The following is a 19,699-nucleotide window of genomic DNA, read 5'->3' on the forward strand; positions in this document are numbered from 1 at the left end:
TCGCGTTTCGGTACGCTGCTCTCCGTGGACCTCGAAAAGCGCCCTCAGCAAACGAAGCCCGCCGCACCGACGGCGCCGGCCCAGCCCCCCGCGGGGCTCCGCGCGTCCGACGCCGACCGCGACCGCGTGGCCGACATCCTGCGCGAGGCGCTCGCCCAGGGCCGGCTCACGGCCGACGAGCACGCGGAGCGCGTCGACGGCGTCTACCGGGCCAAGACGGTCGGTGACCTCGAACCCCTCGTGGCCGACCTCCCGCAGGACGGCGCCGGGGGGTACGAGCCGAGCGCCCCCGAGGCGTCCGGCCCGGCCCCGTCCCGCCCCACGGCCGGCGCGATACCCTCCGTCGCCGACGACAACCTCGTGGCCGTGCTCAGCAGCTCGATGCGCAGGGGCCGTTGGCGCGTGGGCCGCAGGACGCACGCGTACGCGATCTTCGGCAACGTCGAGATCGACCTCAGCGAGGCGCTCTTCGAGTACCGGCAGGTGGTGATCAAGGCCATCTCGGTCTTCGGCAACGTCGAGATCCGCGTCCCGGAGAACATCTCGCTGCGCGGCAGCGGCGGCGGCGTCCTCGGCAATTTCGAGGTCGACACCCTCGACTCCACGGACCCCGACGCCCCGGTGGTCTTCGTGGACGGCATAGCGGTGCTCGGCAACATCGAGGCGAAGCCCAAGCGGGGCCGCCTGGTACGCGACCTCCAGCACAAGCTCCGCAAGTACCTGGACTAGCACTGGACTAGCAGCGGGACTGGTGACGGGAGTGCCTGAGGCCATGGGGGAGCGTGAGGCCATGCAGGCCATGGGCGAGCCTGAGGCCATGCAGGCCATGCAGGCCATGGGGGTGCCTGAGGCCATGGCGGTACCTGGGGCCCGGACTGGCCGGCGAAGTACACCAGGTGCATGGACCGGCCGCCGGAGTACCTGAGGTTCCCCGGCCGGCCTGAGGAGTACACGAGTTACATGGACCGGCCAACGGAGTGCACCGGTCCCTGATCGACGGCTACCGCCCTGTTCAAGGCCGGTTTTCGCCTGGCTGAGAACACGCGTGCATAGGAACTCAGTGCTTAGGCGCGCGCACAGCGGGTAGGCCTTGCTGCATCGTCGCTCTCCCCCACAGCCTCAAGGACGTGGGAGGGGCCCCCAGCGAAGCCGTCGTCAGGAGTAGACCGTGCTGCAGCCGCCGCGTCAGTCCCTGCAGATCGCTGCCGTCCCCACCCGGCGGGTGCCCACGGGACAACGGGATCAGGACGCCCCGTGGCACACGGAGGCGGTATGCCGGCGCGACGAGGCCGGCCTCTTCTTCGCCCCGTCGAAGGAGCCCACCGCGGCCCGGCTCTCCCGCGAGGAGGCCGCGAAGCGGGTCTGCGCCCGGTGTCCGGTGATGGTGGAGTGCCGCGAGCACGCCCTCGTCCAGCCGGAGCCGTACGGAGTGTGGGGCGGGCTGACCGCGGCGGAGCGGCGCGTGGTGCTCGCCCGGCGCCGCCGGCGCGACCTCGAACTCAAGAAGGCGCACGCGGCCGGGCCCATAGCGGCGGCCGGATAGCGGCGGCGTTCAGCGCCCCGAACGCGGCCCCGGTCCACCGGAGTCGGGGTCAGGGTCGGGGTCGGGACCCCAGGGCCGGGGCCCCGGCAGCCGCAGGGGCGCCGGAGCCCGTCGGGGGCCGCCTCGGGCGGCCCCGCGCGGTCCTGCTTCGCGCGGCTCACTTCGCGCGGTCCGCCACCCGCGGCCTACTTCGCGCGGTCGAAGTCGACGGTGCTGTACGCCCGCAGCTTCGCCAGCCGGTGGGTGGAGTCGATCTGCCGGATGGTGCCGGACTTCGACCGCATCACCAGCGACGACGTCATCGCGGTCTCGGCGCGGTAGCGGACACCGCGCAGCAACTCGCCGTCGGTGATGCCGGTGGCGACGAAGAAGACGTTGTCGCCGGCGACCAGGTCATCGGTGTCCAGGACGCGGTCCAGATCGTGCCCCGCGTCGATCGCGCGCTGCCGTTCCTCGTCGTCCTTGGGCCAGAGCTTCCCCTGGAGGGTGCCGCCCAGGCACTTGATGGCGCAGGCCGAGATGATGCCCTCCGGCGTGCCGCCGATGCCCAGCAGCAGGTCCACGCTGCTCTCCTCGCGCACGGCCAGGATCGAGCCCGCGACGTCGCCGTCGGAGATCAGCTTGATGCGCGCCCCGGTCTCCCGGACCTCCTTGATCAGCCCCTCGTGCCGCGGACGGTCCAGGATGACGACGGTGACGTCCTCGGGGGAGGACCGTTTCGCCTTGGCGACCCGCCGGATGTTCACCGCCACCGGGGCGTCGATGTCCACGTAGTCCGCGGCCTCGGGGCCCGTGGCCAGCTTGTCCATGTAGAAGACGGCGGACGGGTCGAACATGGCGCCCCGGTCCGCGGCCGCCAGCACCGCCACCGCGTTGGGCATGCCCTTCGCCGTGAGGGTGGTGCCGTCGATCGGGTCGACGGCGATGTCGCACTCCGCGCCGGTGCCGTCGCCCACCCGCTCCCCGTTGAAGAGCATCGGCGCCTCGTCCTTCTCGCCCTCGCCGATGACGACCACGCCGTTCATCGAGACGGTGGAGACGAGGGTGCGCATGGCGCGTACGGCGGCGCCGTCGGCGCCGTTCTTCTCGCCCCGGCCCACCCAGCGGCCCGCGGCCATCGCGGCGGCCTCGGTGACGCGGACGAGTTCCAGAGCAAGGTTGCGGTCGGGGGCCTCGGGGGAGACCTCGAGTTCGGAGGGCAGATGGTGCTCGGTCATCGCAATCGCACCTTCCTGAAACGGCCACGGCCGGCCGGGGGTTGTCTCCGACAATAACCGTTGTCTCACCCCGATGAGCAGGGGCCACCACGCATGAGCGCATACAGAGGGTGTGGGTCTGGTCACTGCTGAAGGTCGCTGCCCTGTTCCGGGCAGGTATGGCGCCCGAGCGGCCGGTGCGCCGGAGGTTTCCAGGTCGGCGGGGGTCGTGCGGCGGCACGCTGCGGCGGGGTGGTCGCGGCGTGCGCGCGACCGCCTGCGACGATGGGGGCGTGGCAGGCAGGCAAGGCAAGCAGAAGGTGCGGGACATGCTGCTGTCGCTGGGCGTCATCGCCCTCGTCGCAGGTGTCATATACGTCTTCATCCCGCACGACGACTCGAAGAGCCCCGTCAAGCGCGTCGACTACAGCGTCGAGCTGACGACGGCACGGCGCGCGGCGCCCTACCCGGTCGCGGCGCCCGAAGGCCTGCCCACGTCGTGGAAGGCGACGTCCGTGCGCTTCCAGGGCGACAGGTTCAACTCCTGGCACCTCGGCTTCCTGGGCCCGGGCGGGCAGTACGTCGCCGTCGAGCAGTCCACGCAGGAGTCCGCCCCGTTCATCGCGAGCGCCAGCCAGGGTGCCAGGAAGACGGCGGCCACGCAGCGCATAGGCGACCACGTCTGGCAGCGCTACCAGGGCGGCCGCTACGACGCCCTGGTCCGCCAGGACAAGTCCGCCACGACGGTCGTCACGGGCACCGCGCCGTTCAGCGAGCTGGCGAAGATGGCGCAGGCGCTGAAGACGTCCTGAGCGGTGCGATGGCGGTTCGGGGGGCGTCGGCGTCGACGCCGCTGTCGCTGTCGCCGTCGATCGCCGGTCTGAGCGGCGTGGGCGGGGCGCGGTGCGTGGTCCGGGGCGTACGCGGCGGGCGGCGCGGCTCAGGGGGGTGCCTCTATGTCCTTGGTCAAGCGGGGCGTGGGGTTCGGTGTTCGTAGAAGGTGCCGTCGCGGAGCATCGCGAAGAGCACGCTGATGCGCTGGCGGGCCAGGCGGAGGAGAGCCTGGGTATGAGTCTTTCCCCTGGCTCGGCAGCGGTCGTAGTAGGTGCGGGAGACGGGATCGTGCAAGGCGGCGAAAGCGGACAGGAACATCGCCCGTTTGAGCTGGCGGTTTCCGCCTCGTGGCGCGTGTTCGCCGTGGATCGATGTGCCCGACGACTTGGTGGTCGGGGCCAGGCCGGCGTAGGAGGCGAGATGGGCGGCGGTGGGGAAGCTGGTGCCGTCGCCGACGGTGACCAGCAGGGTGGCAGCGGTCCTGACCGCGATCCCCGGCATCGAGATCAGGACCTGGGAAAGAGGGTGCTCCTCCAGCAGGGCCTCGATCTGCGCTTGAAGAGCGCGGCGCTGTTCGTGGACAGCCGCGAGCGAGCGGGCCAGCGAGGGGATCACGATGTCGAGCGTGCCGGTCCCCGGGACCACGACGGTCTGTTCGTCGAGTGCGTCGAAGACGTCGTCGATCAGCCGCTGGGCCATGCGCGGGGCTTTGGGTCGGATGGTTTCGACGAGTTTGCGGCGGCCGGCTTTCCTGAGGGCGGATGGGGATCCGTAGCGCTCCAGCAGCCAGGTGACTGCTTGGTGATCCAGCCGCGGGCCCAGGACGCGTTCGAGGCTGGGGTGGAACTGTGTGAGCAGGCCGCGTATGCGGTTGCTGGTGCGTGTGGCCTCGGTGGCAAGATCCTGGTCGAAGCCGACCAGCACGGTGAGTTCGGCGGTGATCTCATCGGTCAGTTCCAGGGACCGCAGGGTGTGGGGCATGGTGCGGGCGGCGTCCGCGATGACCGCGGCGTCCTTGGCGTCGGTCTTGGCCTCGCCCGGGTAGAGGTCGGCGATCCTGCGCATCGCAAGTCCGGGCAGGTAGGCGACCTTGCAGCCTGCGTCCCGGGCCACGGTCAGTGGCAGAGCGCCGATCGAGGCGGGCTGGTCCACGATCAGCAGGACGGTGCCGAATTTGGCGGCCAGCTTGTCGAAGACGGCTCGCAGTTTCGGTTCGCTGTTGGGCAGGGGCTTGTCGAAGACCTTCTTGCCGGCTGGGGTGAGTCCGTGGCCGTGGTGGGCGGTCTTGCCGACGTCAAGGCCGAGGAAGACGCCCACGTCGCCGGTGTCGAACATCGTGCTGTCAGCTCCTTTGGTGCGGCTGGCCTGGGCTTCGGTGTCGTACGCGCGCATCCACGTTATGCAGACCTGCCGCCCGTGAACTGTCCGGCGTTGCGCCGGACCGGACGGTGGCCGGACCTCTCATCAGCGGCTCCGACGGCACCTCTCGGGCCCGGTGAACACCACCCCCCACGTCATCTCGGACAGGGGGACACAGTCATGCCGGGCCCGGAGGCCAGCGGCCCTCTTGCAGGACCGCGAAAAAGATAACGGGGGCGGCCCCGGAGCCCCGGGCGCGTGACGGCCCGGGCGCCTGGCAGCGCGGGCGCCCCCGCGTGCTCGCCGACCCGTCCTGGGCATCCCTCCTAGGCGTCCCTTCTAGGCCTCCGGACGGCCGTCGGCCTCCGGGCCGCCTCCGGCCTCCGTGTCGCCGTCCGCGCCCGTCTCGTGGATCTCCGCCCGGGTGACGTCCGCGTCCTCGCCCTCGGCGAGCGCCGCGTCGAGGCGTGCCCGAGCGCCGGCCAGCCACTGGCGGCACACCTTCGCGAGCTCCTCGCCGCGCTCCCAGAGGGCGAGGGACTCCTCCAGGGTGGTGCCGCCGGTCTCCAGGCGGCGGACGACCTCGATCAGCTCGTCCCGTGCCTGCTCGTAGCCGAGGGCCGCCTCCTGGGGACCGGCTTCCGTGCTGCTGCTCATGGGCCTCACCCTAAGAGTCCGTAGTGATGTCGGTGTCAGAAGGCGGCGCGGGCGGCGAGGACGGGTCCGGGGCACCGGGATCGTCGGCGTCCGCGGATCCGGGCGGCAGCGCGGCCACCCGTACGGTGAACTCGCCGGCGGCCACCCGCGCCCGCAGGTCCTCCGCCTCCGCGATCTCGCCGGGCGCCCGCACCACGTGGCCGTCGGCCTTCTGGAGCACCGCGTACCCGCGCCTGAGGGTCGCGGCGGGGGAGAGGGCCACCACGCGCGCGTGGGTGTGCATCAGCTCCGAGTCCGCGCGGTCCAGGAGGTGGCCGAGGGTGCGGCGGGCGCGGTCGGTCAGCGTGCCGATCTGCTGCTCGCGCTCGTCCACCATCCGGTGCGGGTGCTGTATCGAGGGCCGGGCGAGCGCGTGGGCGAGGCCGCGCTCCTCGCGGTCGAGCAGGGCGGCCATGCCCCGGCGGGCGCGGTCGGACAGCCAGCGCACCCGCTCGTACTCCTCGCCGACGTCGGGCACGACCTTCTTCGCCGCGTCCGTCGGGGTGGAGGCGCGCAGGTCGGCGACGTGGTCGAGCAGGGGGTTGTCGGGTTCGTGGCCGATCGCCGAGACCACCGGCGTGCGGCACGCCGCGACCGCCCTGACCAGCTGCTCGTCGGAGAACGGCAGCAGGTCCTCCACGCTGCCGCCGCCCCGCGCGACGATGATCACGTCGACCTGGTCCAGCGCGTCCAGCTCCTTGACGGCCTGCACGACCTGAGGCACGGCGTGCACGCCCTGCACGGCGACGTTGCGCACCTCGAAGCGGACGGCGGGCCAGCGGTGCCGGGCGTTCTCCAGCACGTCGCGCTCAGCGGCGGAGGCGCGGCCGCAGACGAGGCCGATGAGCTGCGGCAGGAAGGGCAGCGGCTTCTTGCGCTCGGGAGCGAAGAGGCCCTCGCGCGTCAGCGCCTTCTTCAGCATCTCCAGGCGCGCCAGCAGCTCGCCCACGCCCACCGGCCGTATCTCCGTGGCCCGCAGGGAGAGCTGGCCGCGGGGCGCGTACCACTCCGGCTTGGCGTGTACGACGACCCGGGCGCCCTCCGAGACGACGTCGGCGATCGCGTCGAACACCGCGCGGTAGCAGGTGACGCTCACCGAGATGTCGTGCGAGGGGTCGCGCAGGGTCAGGAAGACGACGCCCGCGCCGGGCCGCCGGGAGAGCTGGGTGATCTGCCCCTCCACCCACACGGCGCCCAGCCGGTCGATCCACCCGCCGATGAGCCGCGACACCTGGCCGACGGGCAGCGGGGCGTCCGCGGACGTGTTCACAGCCATGCGCCCGAGCGTATCGGCCGGGACCGACAGTCCCGGCCGCCAACGGTTCCGGTGCCCGCGGTGCCCGCGGTGCCCTTGGTACCCCGCTGCCCCCGGTGCGGGGGTGTCCGGGTGCGGACGGCGAGGCGTGGCTTGGGCCGTGGCCGGGCTGCGGCGGGTGGCCGGTTGCGTGCGCAGTTCCCCGCGCCCCCTGGGGCCACTGTGCGCACCTGTGTCCAGAGCTGTGGCCCTGCGGTCGCGCAGTTGATGGGCGCGTAGCGCCCTCTGAGGGGCGCGGGGATGGGGGTACCTCCCACGCCTTCAAGGCAGTGGGGGAGCAAGCAACCACGACGAAACCGTCACACTGCCATGCCGCCCATGCCGCCCACCGCCCCCCGCCGGAGGCCGAAAGGGAACGCGCCCGTCGTCGCCCGTGCAACCTGGGCCCGAACCGGCGTCGCCCACCGACCCGCACGGTCACCGTCCAGAGCGGCCCGCGCCGCACCCGGGGGGATCCGTAAGGGCGGACGCGCCGCCCTTACGATGGTGGCCATGACCGCTTCGTCAGCCCGCCGCGTCCTGCTCGCCGCCCCCCGTGGCTACTGCGCGGGCGTGGACCGTGCCGTGATCGCCGTCGAGAAGGCCCTGGAGCAGTACGGGGCCCCGATCTATGTCCGCCACGAGATCGTCCACAACAAGCACGTCGTGCAGACCCTGGAGAGAAAGGGCGCGATCTTCGTCGAGCGCACGGCGGAGGTGCCCGAGGGGTCGATCGTGATGTTCTCCGCGCACGGCGTGGCCCCGGTCGTCCACGAGGAGGCAGCCGAGCGCAGGCTGGCCACCATCGACGCGACCTGCCCCCTGGTGACGAAGGTCCACAAGGAGGCCGTGCGGTACGCCAAGGAGGACTTCGACATCCTCCTGATCGGCCACGAGGGCCACGAGGAGGTCATCGGCACCTCCGGAGAGGCCCCCGAGCACATCACCCTGGTCGACGGCCCCGAGGACGTCGCCAAGGTGGAGGTCCGCGACCCCTCCAAGGTCGTCTGGCTCTCCCAGACCACGCTCTCCGTCGACGAGACGATGGAGACGGTCGACGCCCTGAAGGGGAAGTTCCCGAAGCTCGTCTCGCCGCCCAGCGACGACATCTGCTACGCCACCCAGAACCGCCAGCTTGCCGTCAAGCAGATGGGCGCCGAGGCCGACCTGGTGATCGTGGTCGGCTCGCGGAACTCCTCGAACTCCAAGCGGCTCGTGGAGGTCGCCAAGCTCGCCGGCGCGCGCGACGCCCACCTGGTGGACTTCGCCGAGGAGATCGACGAGGCCTGGCTGGAGGGTGCCGGCACGGTCGGCGTCACCTCCGGAGCCTCCGTGCCCGACGTGCTCGTCGAGGGCGTGCTGGAGTGGCTGGCGGCCCGCGGCTACGAGGACGTGGAGATCGTCAAGGCCGCCGAGGAGTCGATCACGTTCTCGCTGCCCAAGGAGCTCCGCCGCGACCTGCGCGCCGAGGCCTCGGCCCTCGCCGCGGGGGGCCAGGCGGGTGCGGAACCGGCCGGCACGGCGACGGAGGCGGACGCGACCGGCGGCGCCGGGCGCTCGTAGGCCCCCGGGCGCACACCGCGGGCCCGCGCCCTGCACACCGGGCGTGCGCGCCCACCGGAGACCCAGCGTGCGCGCCCACCGGAGGCGGGGGAAACCGCACCGCAGACGCGAGCGAAACCGCACGCTACGCGCGAGCGAAACCGCACGCTACGCGCGAGCGAAACCGCACGCTACGCGCGAGCGAAACCGCACGCTACGCGCGAGCGAAACCGCACGCTACGCGCGAGCGAAACCGCACGCTACGCGCGAGCGAAACCGCACGCTACGCGCCAGGGAAACCGCAGATTGCGCGCCCTCGCCCTCCAGGTGACCAAGAGACGACGATCCACCCCGGGCCCGTTGTCCGGGGCGGATCTGAGCGCGCGTGACGAGGCCTGATCGCCGTAACGTAGGAATATGCAGATCTTCGGTGTGGACATCGGCGGCACGGGCATCAAGGGCGCCCCTGTGGACCTCGGCCGCGGCGACCTCGCCGACGATCGGTTCAAGGTCCTGACGCCGCATCCGGCGACGCCGGACAAGGTGGCCGACGGGGTCGCCGAGGTCGTGAACCACTTCGGCTGGCAGGGCCCGGTCGGCATCACGTTCCCGGGCGTGATCGCCGACGGATCCACCGTGCGGACGGCCGCGAACGTGGACAAGTCCTGGATCGGCGTGGACGCCCGGGCCATGCTGCACGAGCGCACGGGCGGCCTGCCCGTCACCGTGATCAACGACGCGGACGCCGCGGGAGTGGCCGAGATGCAGTTCGGCGCGGGCCGCGGGCGCGGCGGCACCGTCCTCGTCCTCACCCTGGGCACCGGCATCGGCAGCGCGCTCTTCATCGACGGCCGCCTCGTGCCCAACACCGAACTCGGCCACCTGGAGCTGCACGGGCACGACGCCGAGAAGCACGCGTCGACGAAGGTCAAGGAAGACCACGACATGAGCTGGGAGCACTGGGCGAAGCGGGTGCAGAAGTACCTGGCGCACGTCGAGATGCTCTTCTCACCGTCCCTGTTCATCATCGGCGGCGGAGTCAGCCGCAAGGCGCACAAGTTCCTGCCGCTCATCGAGGGGATCGAGGCCGAGGTGGTCCCGGCGCGCCTGCAGAACAACGCGGGGATCGTGGGAGCGGCCATGCAGGCGGCGAAGGAGGCGTAGGGGCCCGTGGGTTCGCCCCCGGGTTCGCCTCCAGGTCCGGCCCCCAGGCTCGGCCCCCGGGCTCGCCCGCGGATCCGGCCAGGCGGCGGCTCGGCCCGGGTGGCGGGTTCGGCCAGGCGGCAGGTGCGGCCCGGGGGCCCGGATGCCGGATCCGCCCGGATGCCAGGCCCCGTCGTACCGGCCGCGGGCGCGGGATGATCCCGCGCCCCGATGATCGCGCCCCGCGCCCGATGATCGTGCCCCGTTGATCGTCAGGCGGGACGCCGCCGAGGGCGGGGCGGCCCCTCGCCCGGGTGCGGCGGACGCAGCCGCCGCCTGGGAGCCCCCGCTGCCGACCCCCCGGACCCGGAACCACCGGTGCCCTTGCCCTTGCCACCGGAGAACCGCCCCCCGCCGGTCCGCGAAGCCGTCCCGGCACCGGCACCGCCCCCGGGCCCCGCGGCAGACCGGGGACCGGGCGCGACCCGCCCCGCGCGCCCCGGCGCGGAAACCCCCGGAGCAGCGGAGTAGCCCGAACGGCCCGTCGCGGTCCCGCGGAACCCCGCCGCCGGCACGTTCCGCCCCTGGGCGGCGGCCCGCCGGTTCATCAGCCAGATCAGCCGGAGCTTGCGGGCCGTCGTGATCACACCGGCGATCAGGGTGCCGCCGTACAGCCAGCCCGCGTACATCGCCAGTGCCGTGAAGAGACCCATCAGCCGGGAGGTGACGCCGCCGTCCGCGTCGCCCACGATCGGCAGGGCACCGAGGGCGAAGCCGATGGGCACGGCGACCGGTGCGGTCAGCAGGTCGGCCCGCCGCACCCAGAGCGCGGTCAGCGCGCTGACCGGCAGGAACAACGCCCCGTAGACCATCAGTGACCCGTCCAGCAGCACCCGGTCCAGACAGGCGAGCAGGAACATCGTCGCGGCGCAGAACAGCCCGCTTCCGATCCCGGTCAGCCGGGGGTTGGGGGCGTTCCGCAGCCTGCGTACGAGACGGGGGACGGCCCGCACCAGACGCGGCACGGCGTGCAGGAGCACCGCACCGGCGCGCGCGAGGCCCCGTGCGACGGTGTCGGTGGGCGGCGGGTCGGGTCGGCGCGAGCGGTTCGACGCGGGGCACACGGCGGCGGAGCCGCGCGGCCCGCCTTGCGGCGGCAGGGGCGTGGTCCGGCGCGGTCGTGACTGTGGGGGACGCGTCCTGGGGTGGTCCACATGCACCAACCTAGGTCCGATCATGTGCCGAACACGTCTTTGGACACGCACTTTGGCTGACCTTCATCAAGCGTTCGACGGAGCGGGGCCCGGCGGGCGGCCGGTGGGCCCGCCCCGGCCACCTCCGCCGCCCGGAGGCGCCGGGGGACGGGCGAGGACGGGTGGCCCCCGGGTGCCGCTGCCGCCGTAGGAGGAGCCGCCGCGGAACCCCGTAGACTGGTGGATCGGCCCGCACACCCGGGCCGCCCCTATGGGGCCCTTGCATCATGGCCGCTGACCCAGCCCAGCCCAGACATCCGGGAAGTCGCAACGTGTCGCTCACGATCGGAATCGTCGGTCTGCCCAATGTCGGCAAGTCGACCCTGTTCAATGCCCTGACCAAGAACGACGTGCTCGCGGCCAACTATCCGTTCGCCACGATCGAGCCCAACGTCGGCGTGGTGGGCGTGCCCGACCCGCGACTCGACAAGCTGGCCGAGATGTTCTCCTCCGCGCGCGTCCTTCCGGCCACCGTGGACTTCGTCGACATCGCCGGCATCGTCCGGGGCGCCAGCGAGGGCGAGGGGCTCGGCAACAAGTTCCTGGCGAACATCCGCGAGTCCGACGCCATCTGCCAGGTCATCCGGGCGTTCAAGGACGAGAACGTCGTTCACGTGGACGGCAAGATCTCGCCCAAGAGCGATATCGAGACGATCAACACCGAGCTGATCCTCGCCGACCTCCAGACCATCGAGAAGGTCCTGCCGCGGCTCCAGAAGGAGGCGCGGATCAAGAAGGACCTCCAGGCGAAGCTGAAGGCGGTGGAGTCCGCGAAGGACATCCTGGACGGCGGCCGCACCCTCTTCGCGGCGGGCATCGCCCAGGGCACGGAGTCCGCGGAGCCCCTGCACGACCTGCACCTGCTCACCACCAAGCCGTTCCTCTACGTCTTCAACGTCGACGAGGACGAGCTGGCCGACGAGGCCTTCAAGGAGGAGCAGCGCACCCTGGTCGCCCCCGCCGAGGCGATCTTCCTGGACGCCAAGCTGGAGGCGGACCTCGCGGAGCTCGACGCGGACGAGGCCCTGGAACTCCTCCAGTCCGTCGGCCAGGAGGAGCCGGGCCTGGCGACCCTGGCCCGGGTCGGCTTCAACACGCTCGGCCTCCAGACGTACCTGACCGCGGGCCCCAAGGAGGCCCGCGCCTGGACCATCAAGAGGGGCGCCACCGCCCCGGAGGCCGCCGGCGTCATCCACACCGACTTCCAGAAGGGCTTCATCAAGGCCGAGGTCATCTCCTACGACGACCTCATCGAGGCCGGCTCCGTAGCCGACTCCCGCGCGGCGGGCAAGGCCCGCATGGAGGGCAAGGAGTACGTGATGCAGGACGGGGACGTGGTGGAGTTCCGGTTCAACGTTTAGCGGGCGCCGTAGCATCGGTGTGGCGATCTAGCAAACGTGCAGGTCAGGCGGGGTCGGTCCCATTCGGGGTCGGCCCCGTTGCTGTATCCCCTGCTGGATCCGTGCTGGATCGACTGACGTCTCGTCATCTGTCGTCATCCCTGGTTGTCCGTACCGCTGCTGGATCGGTGCTGGATACGGCTGGTGGCGGGTCAGGCAGCGGGCGGCGTGGGTGGGGGCGTGGATTCCGTTGCGGGTGGGGTGCTGGGGGCGGTTGTCGGGGGCGTCGGGGCCGGGTGGGGTGTTGGTGGTGTCGTTGCCGGTGGTTGGCGGGCGGGGGCGGTGATGGGGCCGTCATGTTCGGCCACCGGTGGTGGGGGAGACGTGGGGTCTTCTTGGCCGCGGGTTCGAGTCCGCCATCTTCGAGGGCGGGGCGGGCGTGGGGGCATCCCTGCGGGTGCGGGGAGCAGGCCTTCCTGCTCAACCGGCGCACGAAGACCGCGGGACCATCCCCGCGTGTGTGGGGAGCAGTGCGACTTACCGGGCCTATACGTCGCAGGCTTGGGGCCATCCCCGCGGGTGCGGGGAGCAGGGGGGCCGCGCTGTTTCCCGTGTCCCGACGTTGGGACCATCCCCGCGGGTGCGGGGAGCAGGTGAGGACTGCCCGCAGTGCGTGGACCACATGGGGACCATCCCTGCGGGTGCGGGGAAGCAGGCAATCGGGGAAATGGAGGGCTACTTACGCGTGGGACCATCCCCGCGGGTGCGGGGAGCAGCCGTACTCCACGCACCGGGCGTATTACGCGGTGGGACCATCCCCGCGAGTGCGGGGAGCAGCACCAGCGGATGCGGAAGGGAGGGCGGCGGCCGGGACCATCCCCGCGGGTGCGGGGAGCAGGTCCACCCCGTGAAGCCCCACACGACGTGGGCGGGACCATCCCCGCGGGTGCGGGGAGCAGAGGGCAGCCGTGCTCAGGCCGGTGGCGATAGCGGGACCATCCCCGCGGGTGCGGGGAGCAGGAGCCGGGGGCGCGGTACGGGATCGCCGGCGGGGGACCATCCCCGCGGGTGCGGGGAGCAGTCCTCGGTGGCGCCGAGGCCGGCGATGCGGGAGGGACCATCCCCGCGGCTGCGGGGAGCAGTCAGCACCTTGTGTGTCCTGGTCAGCTCCGGCGGGACCATCCCCGCGGGTGCGGGGAGCAGAGTTGCTGCACCACGATGGCGAGCCACTCGCCGGGACCATCCCCGCGGGTGCGGGGAGCAGTGGCTGGTGGCTGGGCTGGGACGGTTGTGGACGGGACCATCCCCGCGGGTGCGGGGAGCAGCTTGCCCACGTGAAGGGCATCGACGTCGACGCGGGACCATCCCCGCGGGTGCGGGGAGCAGGCGAAAGGAAAAGCAATGCAGCAAACGGTGAAGGGACCATCCCCGCGGGTGCGGGGAGCAGAGACACCGGATACAGCTACCCAAGCATTCGCCGGGACCATCCCCGCGGGTGCGGGGAGCAGCTTGGATTTTCATCCTGCCATTTCAGAGCGAGTGGACCATCCCCGCGGGTGCGGGGAGCAGGTTCGAGTCCGGCCCAGGGCACCGCGCTCTCCGGGACCATCCCCGCGGGTGCGGGGAGCAGGCAACACAGAGAGTGAGAGAAACCCTGTGCGTGGGACCATCCCCGCGGGTGCGGGGAGCAGACCCGTCTTCCCGCCCTACCTCGGCCGCCGCAGGGACCATCCCCGCGGGTGCGGGGAGCAGCCCGATTGGGGTTCGCACCGGCCCGGCTACGCGGGACCATCCCCGCGGGTGCGGGGAGCAGAGTAGGAAGAAGGCAAGTTCTGTCGACGGGTAGGGACCATCCCCGCGGGTGCGGGGAGCAGAACTCGTCCTTCCTGAAAAGCTACGCGCTGGTGGGACCATCCCCGCGGGTGCGGGGAGCAGGGCCGTCAGCGCGGTCAGGACCAGGCGCAGGCGGGACCATCCCCGCGGGTGCGGGGAGCAGGCGCGGAACGAGACCGGGATCGCATGGATGCCGGGACCATCCCCGCGGGTGCGGGGAGCAGGCCGGCCTCGCGATCGCGCTGGAGTCGGCGCAGGGACCATCCCCGCGGGTGCGGGGAGCAGACCTGGCCGGATCACCATGCGCGCCTGCGTGAGGGACCATCCCCGCGGGTGCGGGGAGCAGTTCGGGCGGTGGCAAGTCGCCGTCGCGCAGCCGGGACCATCCCCGCGGGTGCGGGGAGCAGCCAACCTTGCACGAGAGGCGGTTAGCGTATACGGGACCATCCCCGCGGGTGCGGGGAGCAGTCTTCGGTCTGTCCCTCGAACTTCAGTGGTTCGGGACCATCCCCGCGGGTGCGGGGAGCAGCCCCCGCAGGACGGCACCGCCAACCCGGGCGAGGGACCATCCCCGCGGGTGCGGGGAGCAGCCGCGGACCGGCTTTCAGCAGGTCAGAAGAAGGGGACCATCCCCGCGGGTGCGGGGAGCAGGACAAGGATTCCTGTCATGACGGCATATGACAGGGACCATCCCCGCGGGTGCGGGGAGCAGTCCGAGCGCCCCGGGTGCGGTGCGGCCGAAGCGGGACCATCCCCGCGGGTGCGGGGAGCAGCGGGCGGCGGGCGTAGCCCGAGCGCGCCGGTCGGGACCATCCCCGCGGGTGCGGGGAGCAGACTGGCTGACCTGCGGCTTTAGTGGGGCAGGGGTCGGTATGCGAGCACTTTCATTGATTCCGGCAAATTGCCCATAAGGGGCTAGTGTGCATCAGCTTCCCCCGAAGCGTCGTCGCTTGGAAGCTCTGCTCCAGCCGGACGGGGGCCGCTTCTCGCGGGGAGTTGTGCTGGGTGGTGCGGTGGCGTTGGGGTCGGGGCGGTGGATGAGGGTGATGCCCTCGTGGTCGGTGGGGTGCCAGGCGTGGTCGTGGGTGCGGAAGGTGAAGCCTTGTTCGTTGTTGGTGGTGTGGGCGAGGAGGGCGCGGCCCTGGCCTGCGTATTGCTGGACTTCTTCCCAGAGCGTGTCGCGTATGCGGGCGGAGGGGTTGCCCACGAATACGCCTGCGGAGATTTCCAGAAGCCAGCGGGTGAGGAAGCCTCTGAGGCCTGCAGGGCAGTTGGTGAGGACGATGACGGTCACCAGAGGGCGTCCTCGTACTCGTGGTTGTCGGGGCCGTCGTGGTTGATGCCGGAGGCGACATGGTGTCCTCCGTCGCTCTGGAGGCTGACCACGTCCCGGTCGGTGGCGGGGTCGCTGGAGTCGGCTGTCGCTGGCAGTAGGAGGCGTTTGATGTCGTTGACGCACCTGTCCAGCAGGGAGGTTTCATTGATGCGGTCCCGCAGTGCACGGCGAGTACGAGAGCCGATGTCCTCCTCGTTCTGTGCGGCCACGTCGAAGGCGAGTGGGATGCCGATCTCCGTTTTGTAGAGGTCGGCGATGTCCAGGACGAAGGACAGTTCGTGGCCGGAGTGGATGAAGCCGAGTGCTGGGCTGCATCCCAGGGAGGTGACGACTGCGTGGGTGATGCCGTACATGCACTGGGCGGCGGCGGTGATGGCCTGGTTGACGGCGTCGCCGCTGGTGAAGTCGCCGGGGGTGAAGCGGCGGCCTCGCCAGGGGACGCCTGTGCGGGCGGCTTGGACGCGGTAGCAGTCCTTGACGCGGCGTCCCTCGCGGCCGAGGAGCTCGTGCCGGGTGAGGCCGGCGGGGTCTTCATCGGGGAAGCGGAGCCGGTACATCTCGCGTGCCACGGCGAGGCGGCTGCGCGGGTTGGCCCACTGTTGGGCCTGTGCCTCCATGAGGGCGGAGGAACGGGTCAGGGCGCGGCCGGAGGCGTAGTAGCGCACGCCTTGTTCGCCGACCCAGCAGACTGCGGCGCCGGTTTCGCCCAGCACGCTCATGGCCTGGTGGGTGACCCGTGTTCCGGGGCCGAGGAGGAGGGTGCCGATGGTCGCCGACGGGATGTGGGTGGTGCCTTCGGCGTCCTGGGCTGTGATGGCGTTGGCGTCGCGGTGCACCGTGCAGCGTTCCAGGTAGACGAAGGAGAGGCGTTCGGCGGTGCGGGTGAGGTGTCTGGGGGTGAGGGCGGTGCGCTGCGAGATCGTGCTCATGATGGCTGCCGAGTTGGCTGGGCGAGGGGTGCCAGGGTGAGGAGGCCGCAGCCGTAGGCCCGGGCGCGGCCGATGCCCTGGGTCAGGGTGCGGCGCATGGCATCGGGGTCGGTGATCTCCAACCGACCGTCGAAGGTGACCGTGACGAGGGTGACCAGCTTCTTCGTGCGGGTGCCGTCGGGGATGCGGGACTTGTTGAAGGCCAGGGAGCGCGTGTCGGATACGGACAGTTCGTATTGGTCGCCGTGATGGGGCTGGCCCTGCTGGGTGGTGCCGTGTGGCAGGAGTCGTCGGTCGCTGGGTTTTTCGAGGATGCGGAAGCCGCCGCGTTTTTGGCGTTCCGGGTCGAGTAGCCAGGCCATCTGGTGGGTCGGGGTGAGGTGGGCGGTGATCTTGCGGGGTTCGCCTTCTTTGCGGCGGATGGTGTGTACGGGGTTCGCGGTCAGCCGGAAGGACCAGTGGTCGCCGGTGGCCAGGTGGTCGAGGAAGGGCCCGTAGGGTCGGGTTTCCCAGCCGGGGCTTTCCGGGGCTGCTGCTGCGGGCCATCCGGCCTGTTCGACGAGGTGGGTGAGGTCGGGCCAGTCGGGGCTGACGATGTGGAGCAGGATCTCGGCGCGGGCCCGCTGGTCCAGGCGCCATAGCACCCGCGGGGTGCCTGGGGTCGGGGCGTCGGTGGGCAGCAGGTGGGGGAAGGAGGACATGACGGCGGCGTGCATGGTCTGGGGGGAGGACAGGAGGCGCCGGGCTCCTGGTCGCGCGGTGTTGACGCGGAAACGGGAGAGGAACATCAGGCGCTCTCATCGTCGGGGACGTGGGACAGTGCTTCGAACAGATCGTGTCGTGGAGTCGTGTCCGGTGGGTTGGGCGGCAGGGGCACCTGGGTGGTGACGACGGCGCGCACGGCGTGGCGGCGGTGTGCGGCGGCGAAGCTGAGCGGCTGGTCTCGCAGGGTGTCCGTGGCCTCTGGTTCGTCGGCCGCCTTCTCGCGCTGGACGGTCAGCGTGTCAGGGGGCCGGTGGCGGTGGCGTCTGCGGTACCAGCCGGACGCCTGCCAGGGCACGCTTTCCAGTACGTCCTCCAGGCGGGCGTCCTCGTACACGCCCAGTTCGATGGGGCCGGCGGGCGGACAGGAGCGGCGGCCGAGGAACGGTGCGTACATCGGGGCTCGCACAGCCTCGTGCAGGGCCTTGAGCAGGGTGTGTTCGCCTTCGACGGCGGCGACGAAGACGGCGTCGGCGAGGTAGAACCGTTCGGACAGTGGCATCGACTTGTCGGTGTCGGGGTGGTGGGCGGTGTGGAAGTCCCGGATGCGGGTGCCGGGCTGGTCGGCGCGGACACCGAATCGTAAGGCGGCCAGAGGGGCGAGGCGCCTGTCGTCGCCGCGTTCAAGGCCGGCTGCTGATGCGAGTAGGCCGATGACGCCGCTCTTGGTGGGGGCGGATTCTGTGGTGCGGCGGGTGAAGCGGGAGGACGCGCCCCAGGATTGCAGAGGACCTGCCAGGCGTAGGGCGAGCACGGCCGTGCGGTTCATGCCGGCTTCTCCAGTCGTTCCGTAACTGCCAGGCCGACAGCGGAAACGAGGTCGTGCAGGGTGGGGGACTCGGTGCCGAGGTCCGCGAGCCTGCGGGTGTGGGGGCCGACGCGCAGGACCCAGGTGAGGGTGGTCTCGCCGTCGCCGTAGGCGCGTTCGATGTCCGGGATGTACGTGGCGAGGCGATCGCAGGCCTCCCGTAGATGGCCGCCGTGGTCGCTGGGGATCGGGTCCTCGAAGGCGGCGACGAAACTGGCCGGCCGGGTCGTGCGGAGTTTGACGACGACGGCGTCCGGGTGCGTGTGGTGGCCGAAGGTGTTGATCTTCCCGGTGGGCAGTGAGGCGACGAAGCTGTGCACGAAGGCTTCGACGGCGCGGCGTACGGGTTCGGTACGCGGTTCGTCCTCGCGCAGTCCCTGACCGAGGTTGGCGGCGAGCTGGTGCACACCCAGGGCCGCGTAGCGGTAGAGAGTGGCGGAGTTGAAGTCGACGGTGCCGATCATGCCGGCGCCGGTCTCCTGCTCGGTGTTCTCGTCATCGACGGCGGTGTAGTAGTCGGACTCGTTGTCCACCCGGTGGACGCTGATCGCGTGGGCGACTTGCACCGCGGCATCGACGTTGATGTCGGCGGCGTCCGCGACCATGCGGCCGAACAGGGCGATGTCCACGGAGTGGCGGGTGTCCGCGATCTCGCGGACGCGTTCCTTGTTCTTCTTGTCCTTGAGGAAGCCGGTGATGTCGGCGGCGCCGTCGAGGGCGAAGCGGGCCAGGCCGTCGAGCTGGCGGGCGCTGAGGAAGACCAGGTACTTGGTCTCGGGGGCCGGCGCCGGTGCGCCGTCCTTGGCCTGGTCGGCTTTGCGTTTGGGTACCTCCGTCTTCAGGCCGCTGGCCTTGACCGTCTCGTCGGCGAGATGCAGCGCCTCCTCGGCCGTCAGGGACGGATCGAGTCCCGTGATCCGCTCGGCGAGCAGTTCGACGACCTTTTTGGTGCGTACGCCGAGTTCACTGGGTTCCAGCAGATGCTCGTCACGGAAGTAGGTGCGGATGGCGCGCTTCCACGCCTGGCTGGAGACGCGGGCGCGGGGCACACCGCCGTACACGGCCGTTTTCGGTGCGCCGGTGTCGTCCCGGTTGAGGTTGCTGGGCGGGACTGTCTGCAGGGCGTGCACGTCCAGAAAGATGCGGTTCACGAAGCGTCCTTGTCGTCGGTGTCGGTCTCGGTGAGGGAGGTGGCCGCGTGTTCACCGACTGGTCCGGGATGCTGCCAGGTGTGGAAGGAGCGGCCCCATTCCCGGCGAACGAGGCCGGGCCCGTCGGGCCATTGCCAGGCATAGAACTGACCGGCGAGCAGGCCGTAGTCGAGGGGGACGTCCGCTCGGCGCAGCAGGACGACGATGTCGCGTAGCCGCTGGACCAGGGTGAGCAGGTCAGGAGCGGCTCCGGCGCGTACCAGTCGTTTGCGGACGGGCTCGTCGATCCCGTCCGGCGGCATCAGGCGCCGCACGCCGGCACCCAGACCCGCTGGCCGCTCGCGCTGGTGTGGGCGGTGCATCCGGGCGCCACGGGACTGCTGGTGGAACGCCCAGAGGGTGAGGGCCGCGTGCAGCGCATCCTCCGCCCGGACCAGCTCCGGCTCGCTCAGCGGCCGAAGGGCGTCGGTGTTGGTATGCAGGGGGCTGGTGTCGACCAGACTCCACAGATCGGGCAGCTCTGCCGCGTCCCGGCCCGCGCCGCGGCGCAGGCGGGCGAGTGCGGCAACGTCCTTGGGCCTGTCACGGAGGTACCCCTCCTGCCACGGCGTGATCCGGGCAGCCGCGAGATGAGCAACCCGCGAACGCACCGTGGGCGGGGCGGAAGCGATGGTCATACG

Annotated in this window: 17 protein-coding genes and 1 CRISPR repeat array; of the genes, 6 read left to right on the plus strand and 11 right to left on the minus strand. The window is 71.4% G+C overall.

Features of this window, described 5'->3' with window-relative positions:
* Positions 1–24: 24 nt before the first annotated feature.
* The gene (locus tag Sm713_RS04795) at positions 25–729 is read left to right on the plus strand and encodes a DUF1707 domain-containing protein (RefSeq protein WP_212908419.1); all 705 of its coding nucleotides are present in this window, start codon (positions 25–27) and stop codon (positions 727–729) included.
* Positions 730–1,168: 439 nt separating this feature from the next.
* Positions 1,169–1,543 carry a WhiB family transcriptional regulator gene (locus tag Sm713_RS04800; RefSeq protein WP_212908420.1) on the plus strand — a complete coding sequence of 125 codons (375 nt, stop codon included), beginning with the start codon at positions 1,169–1,171 and terminating at the stop codon, positions 1,541–1,543.
* 185 nt (positions 1,544–1,728) lie between these two features.
* Here Sm713_RS04800 and glpX read toward each other — a convergent pair whose 3' ends face one another.
* On the minus strand, positions 1,729–2,760 hold the full coding sequence (gene glpX / locus Sm713_RS04805; RefSeq protein ID WP_212908421.1) for a class II fructose-bisphosphatase: 1,032 nt from the start codon (positions 2,758–2,760) through the stop codon (positions 1,729–1,731).
* A gap of 272 nt (positions 2,761–3,032) precedes the next feature.
* Between glpX and Sm713_RS04810 the strand changes: the two genes are divergently transcribed.
* Complete coding sequence (locus tag Sm713_RS04810; RefSeq protein WP_212908422.1) at positions 3,033–3,551, plus strand: DUF4245 domain-containing protein; 519 nt, start codon at positions 3,033–3,035, stop codon at positions 3,549–3,551.
* Between the two features lie 154 nt (positions 3,552–3,705).
* On the opposite strand, the gene Sm713_RS04815 is transcribed toward Sm713_RS04810, so the two are convergent.
* The 3 genes from Sm713_RS04815 to xseA all read right to left on the minus strand — a co-directional run bounded on the left by Sm713_RS04815 (position 3,706) and on the right by xseA (position 6,904).
* The gene (locus tag Sm713_RS04815; RefSeq protein ID WP_212911734.1) at positions 3,706–4,908 is read right to left on the minus strand and encodes an IS110 family transposase; all 1,203 of its coding nucleotides are present in this window, start codon (positions 4,906–4,908) and stop codon (positions 3,706–3,708) included.
* Positions 4,909–5,271: 363 nt separating this feature from the next.
* Positions 5,272–5,589 (minus strand): exodeoxyribonuclease VII small subunit, encoded by a 318-nt coding sequence (locus tag Sm713_RS04820; RefSeq protein WP_212908423.1) that lies wholly within the window; start codon positions 5,587–5,589, stop codon positions 5,272–5,274.
* A 10-nt stretch (positions 5,590–5,599) separates the two neighbouring features.
* On the minus strand, positions 5,600–6,904 hold the full coding sequence (xseA, locus tag Sm713_RS04825) for an exodeoxyribonuclease VII large subunit (RefSeq protein WP_212908424.1): 1,305 nt from the start codon (positions 6,902–6,904) through the stop codon (positions 5,600–5,602).
* Positions 6,905–7,435: 531 nt separating this feature from the next.
* On the opposite strand from xseA, the gene Sm713_RS04830 reads away from it, so the two are divergent.
* Both Sm713_RS04830 and ppgK read left to right on the plus strand, forming a co-directional pair.
* Positions 7,436–8,485, plus strand: coding sequence for a 4-hydroxy-3-methylbut-2-enyl diphosphate reductase (locus tag Sm713_RS04830; RefSeq protein ID WP_212908425.1), 1,050 nt, complete (start codon positions 7,436–7,438; stop codon positions 8,483–8,485).
* Between the two features lie 396 nt (positions 8,486–8,881).
* Complete coding sequence (ppgK, locus tag Sm713_RS04835) at positions 8,882–9,628, plus strand: polyphosphate--glucose phosphotransferase (RefSeq protein WP_212908426.1); 747 nt, start codon at positions 8,882–8,884, stop codon at positions 9,626–9,628.
* A 251-nt stretch (positions 9,629–9,879) separates the two neighbouring features.
* Here the strand turns inward: ppgK and Sm713_RS41400 are convergent, their stop codons facing one another.
* Complete coding sequence (locus tag Sm713_RS41400) at positions 9,880–10,731, minus strand: DUF6542 domain-containing protein (protein WP_308293149.1); 852 nt, start codon at positions 10,729–10,731, stop codon at positions 9,880–9,882.
* Between the two features lie 401 nt (positions 10,732–11,132).
* Here Sm713_RS41400 and ychF point away from each other — a divergent pair, with 401 nt between their 5' ends.
* Entirely contained in the window at positions 11,133–12,221 is a 1,089-nt protein-coding gene (gene ychF / locus Sm713_RS04845; protein WP_212908427.1) for a redox-regulated ATPase YchF, read from the plus strand.
* Positions 12,222–12,645: 424 nt separating this feature from the next.
* A CRISPR array of direct repeats spans positions 12,646–14,867; the repeat unit is 25 nt; unit sequence CCATCCCCGCGGGTGCGGGGAGCAG.
* A 91-nt stretch (positions 14,868–14,958) separates the two neighbouring features.
* Here ychF and cas2e read toward each other — a convergent pair.
* From cas2e to casB, 6 genes are read right to left on the minus strand one after another with little or no spacing between them, the layout of a single operon-like run.
* Entirely contained in the window at positions 14,959–15,327 is a 369-nt protein-coding gene (gene cas2e / locus Sm713_RS04850) for a type I-E CRISPR-associated endoribonuclease Cas2e (RefSeq protein WP_212908428.1), read from the minus strand.
* Complete coding sequence (gene cas1e, locus Sm713_RS04855) at positions 15,324–16,298, minus strand: type I-E CRISPR-associated endonuclease Cas1e (protein WP_212908429.1); 975 nt, start codon at positions 16,296–16,298, stop codon at positions 15,324–15,326. The genes cas2e and cas1e overlap by 4 nt, the downstream gene beginning before the upstream one ends.
* On the minus strand, positions 16,295–17,086 hold the full coding sequence (cas6e, locus tag Sm713_RS04860; protein WP_212908430.1) for a type I-E CRISPR-associated protein Cas6/Cse3/CasE: 792 nt from the start codon (positions 17,084–17,086) through the stop codon (positions 16,295–16,297). The genes cas1e and cas6e overlap by 4 nt, the downstream gene beginning before the upstream one ends.
* Entirely contained in the window at positions 17,086–17,829 is a 744-nt protein-coding gene (cas5e, locus tag Sm713_RS04865) for a type I-E CRISPR-associated protein Cas5/CasD (RefSeq protein ID WP_212908431.1), read from the minus strand. The genes cas6e and cas5e overlap by 1 nt, the downstream gene beginning before the upstream one ends.
* Positions 17,826–19,019 (minus strand): type I-E CRISPR-associated protein Cas7/Cse4/CasC, encoded by a 1,194-nt coding sequence (gene cas7e / locus Sm713_RS04870; protein WP_212908432.1) that lies wholly within the window; start codon positions 19,017–19,019, stop codon positions 17,826–17,828. Before cas7e ends, cas5e begins: the two co-directional genes overlap by 4 nt.
* Entirely contained in the window at positions 19,016–19,696 is a 681-nt protein-coding gene (gene casB, locus Sm713_RS04875) for a type I-E CRISPR-associated protein Cse2/CasB (RefSeq protein ID WP_212908433.1), read from the minus strand. Before casB ends, cas7e begins: the two co-directional genes overlap by 4 nt.
* Positions 19,697–19,699 lie beyond the last annotated feature (3 nt).

This window comes from Streptomyces sp. TS71-3 (assembly GCF_018327685.1).
GTDB lineage: Bacteria > Actinomycetota > Actinomycetes > Streptomycetales > Streptomycetaceae > Streptomyces.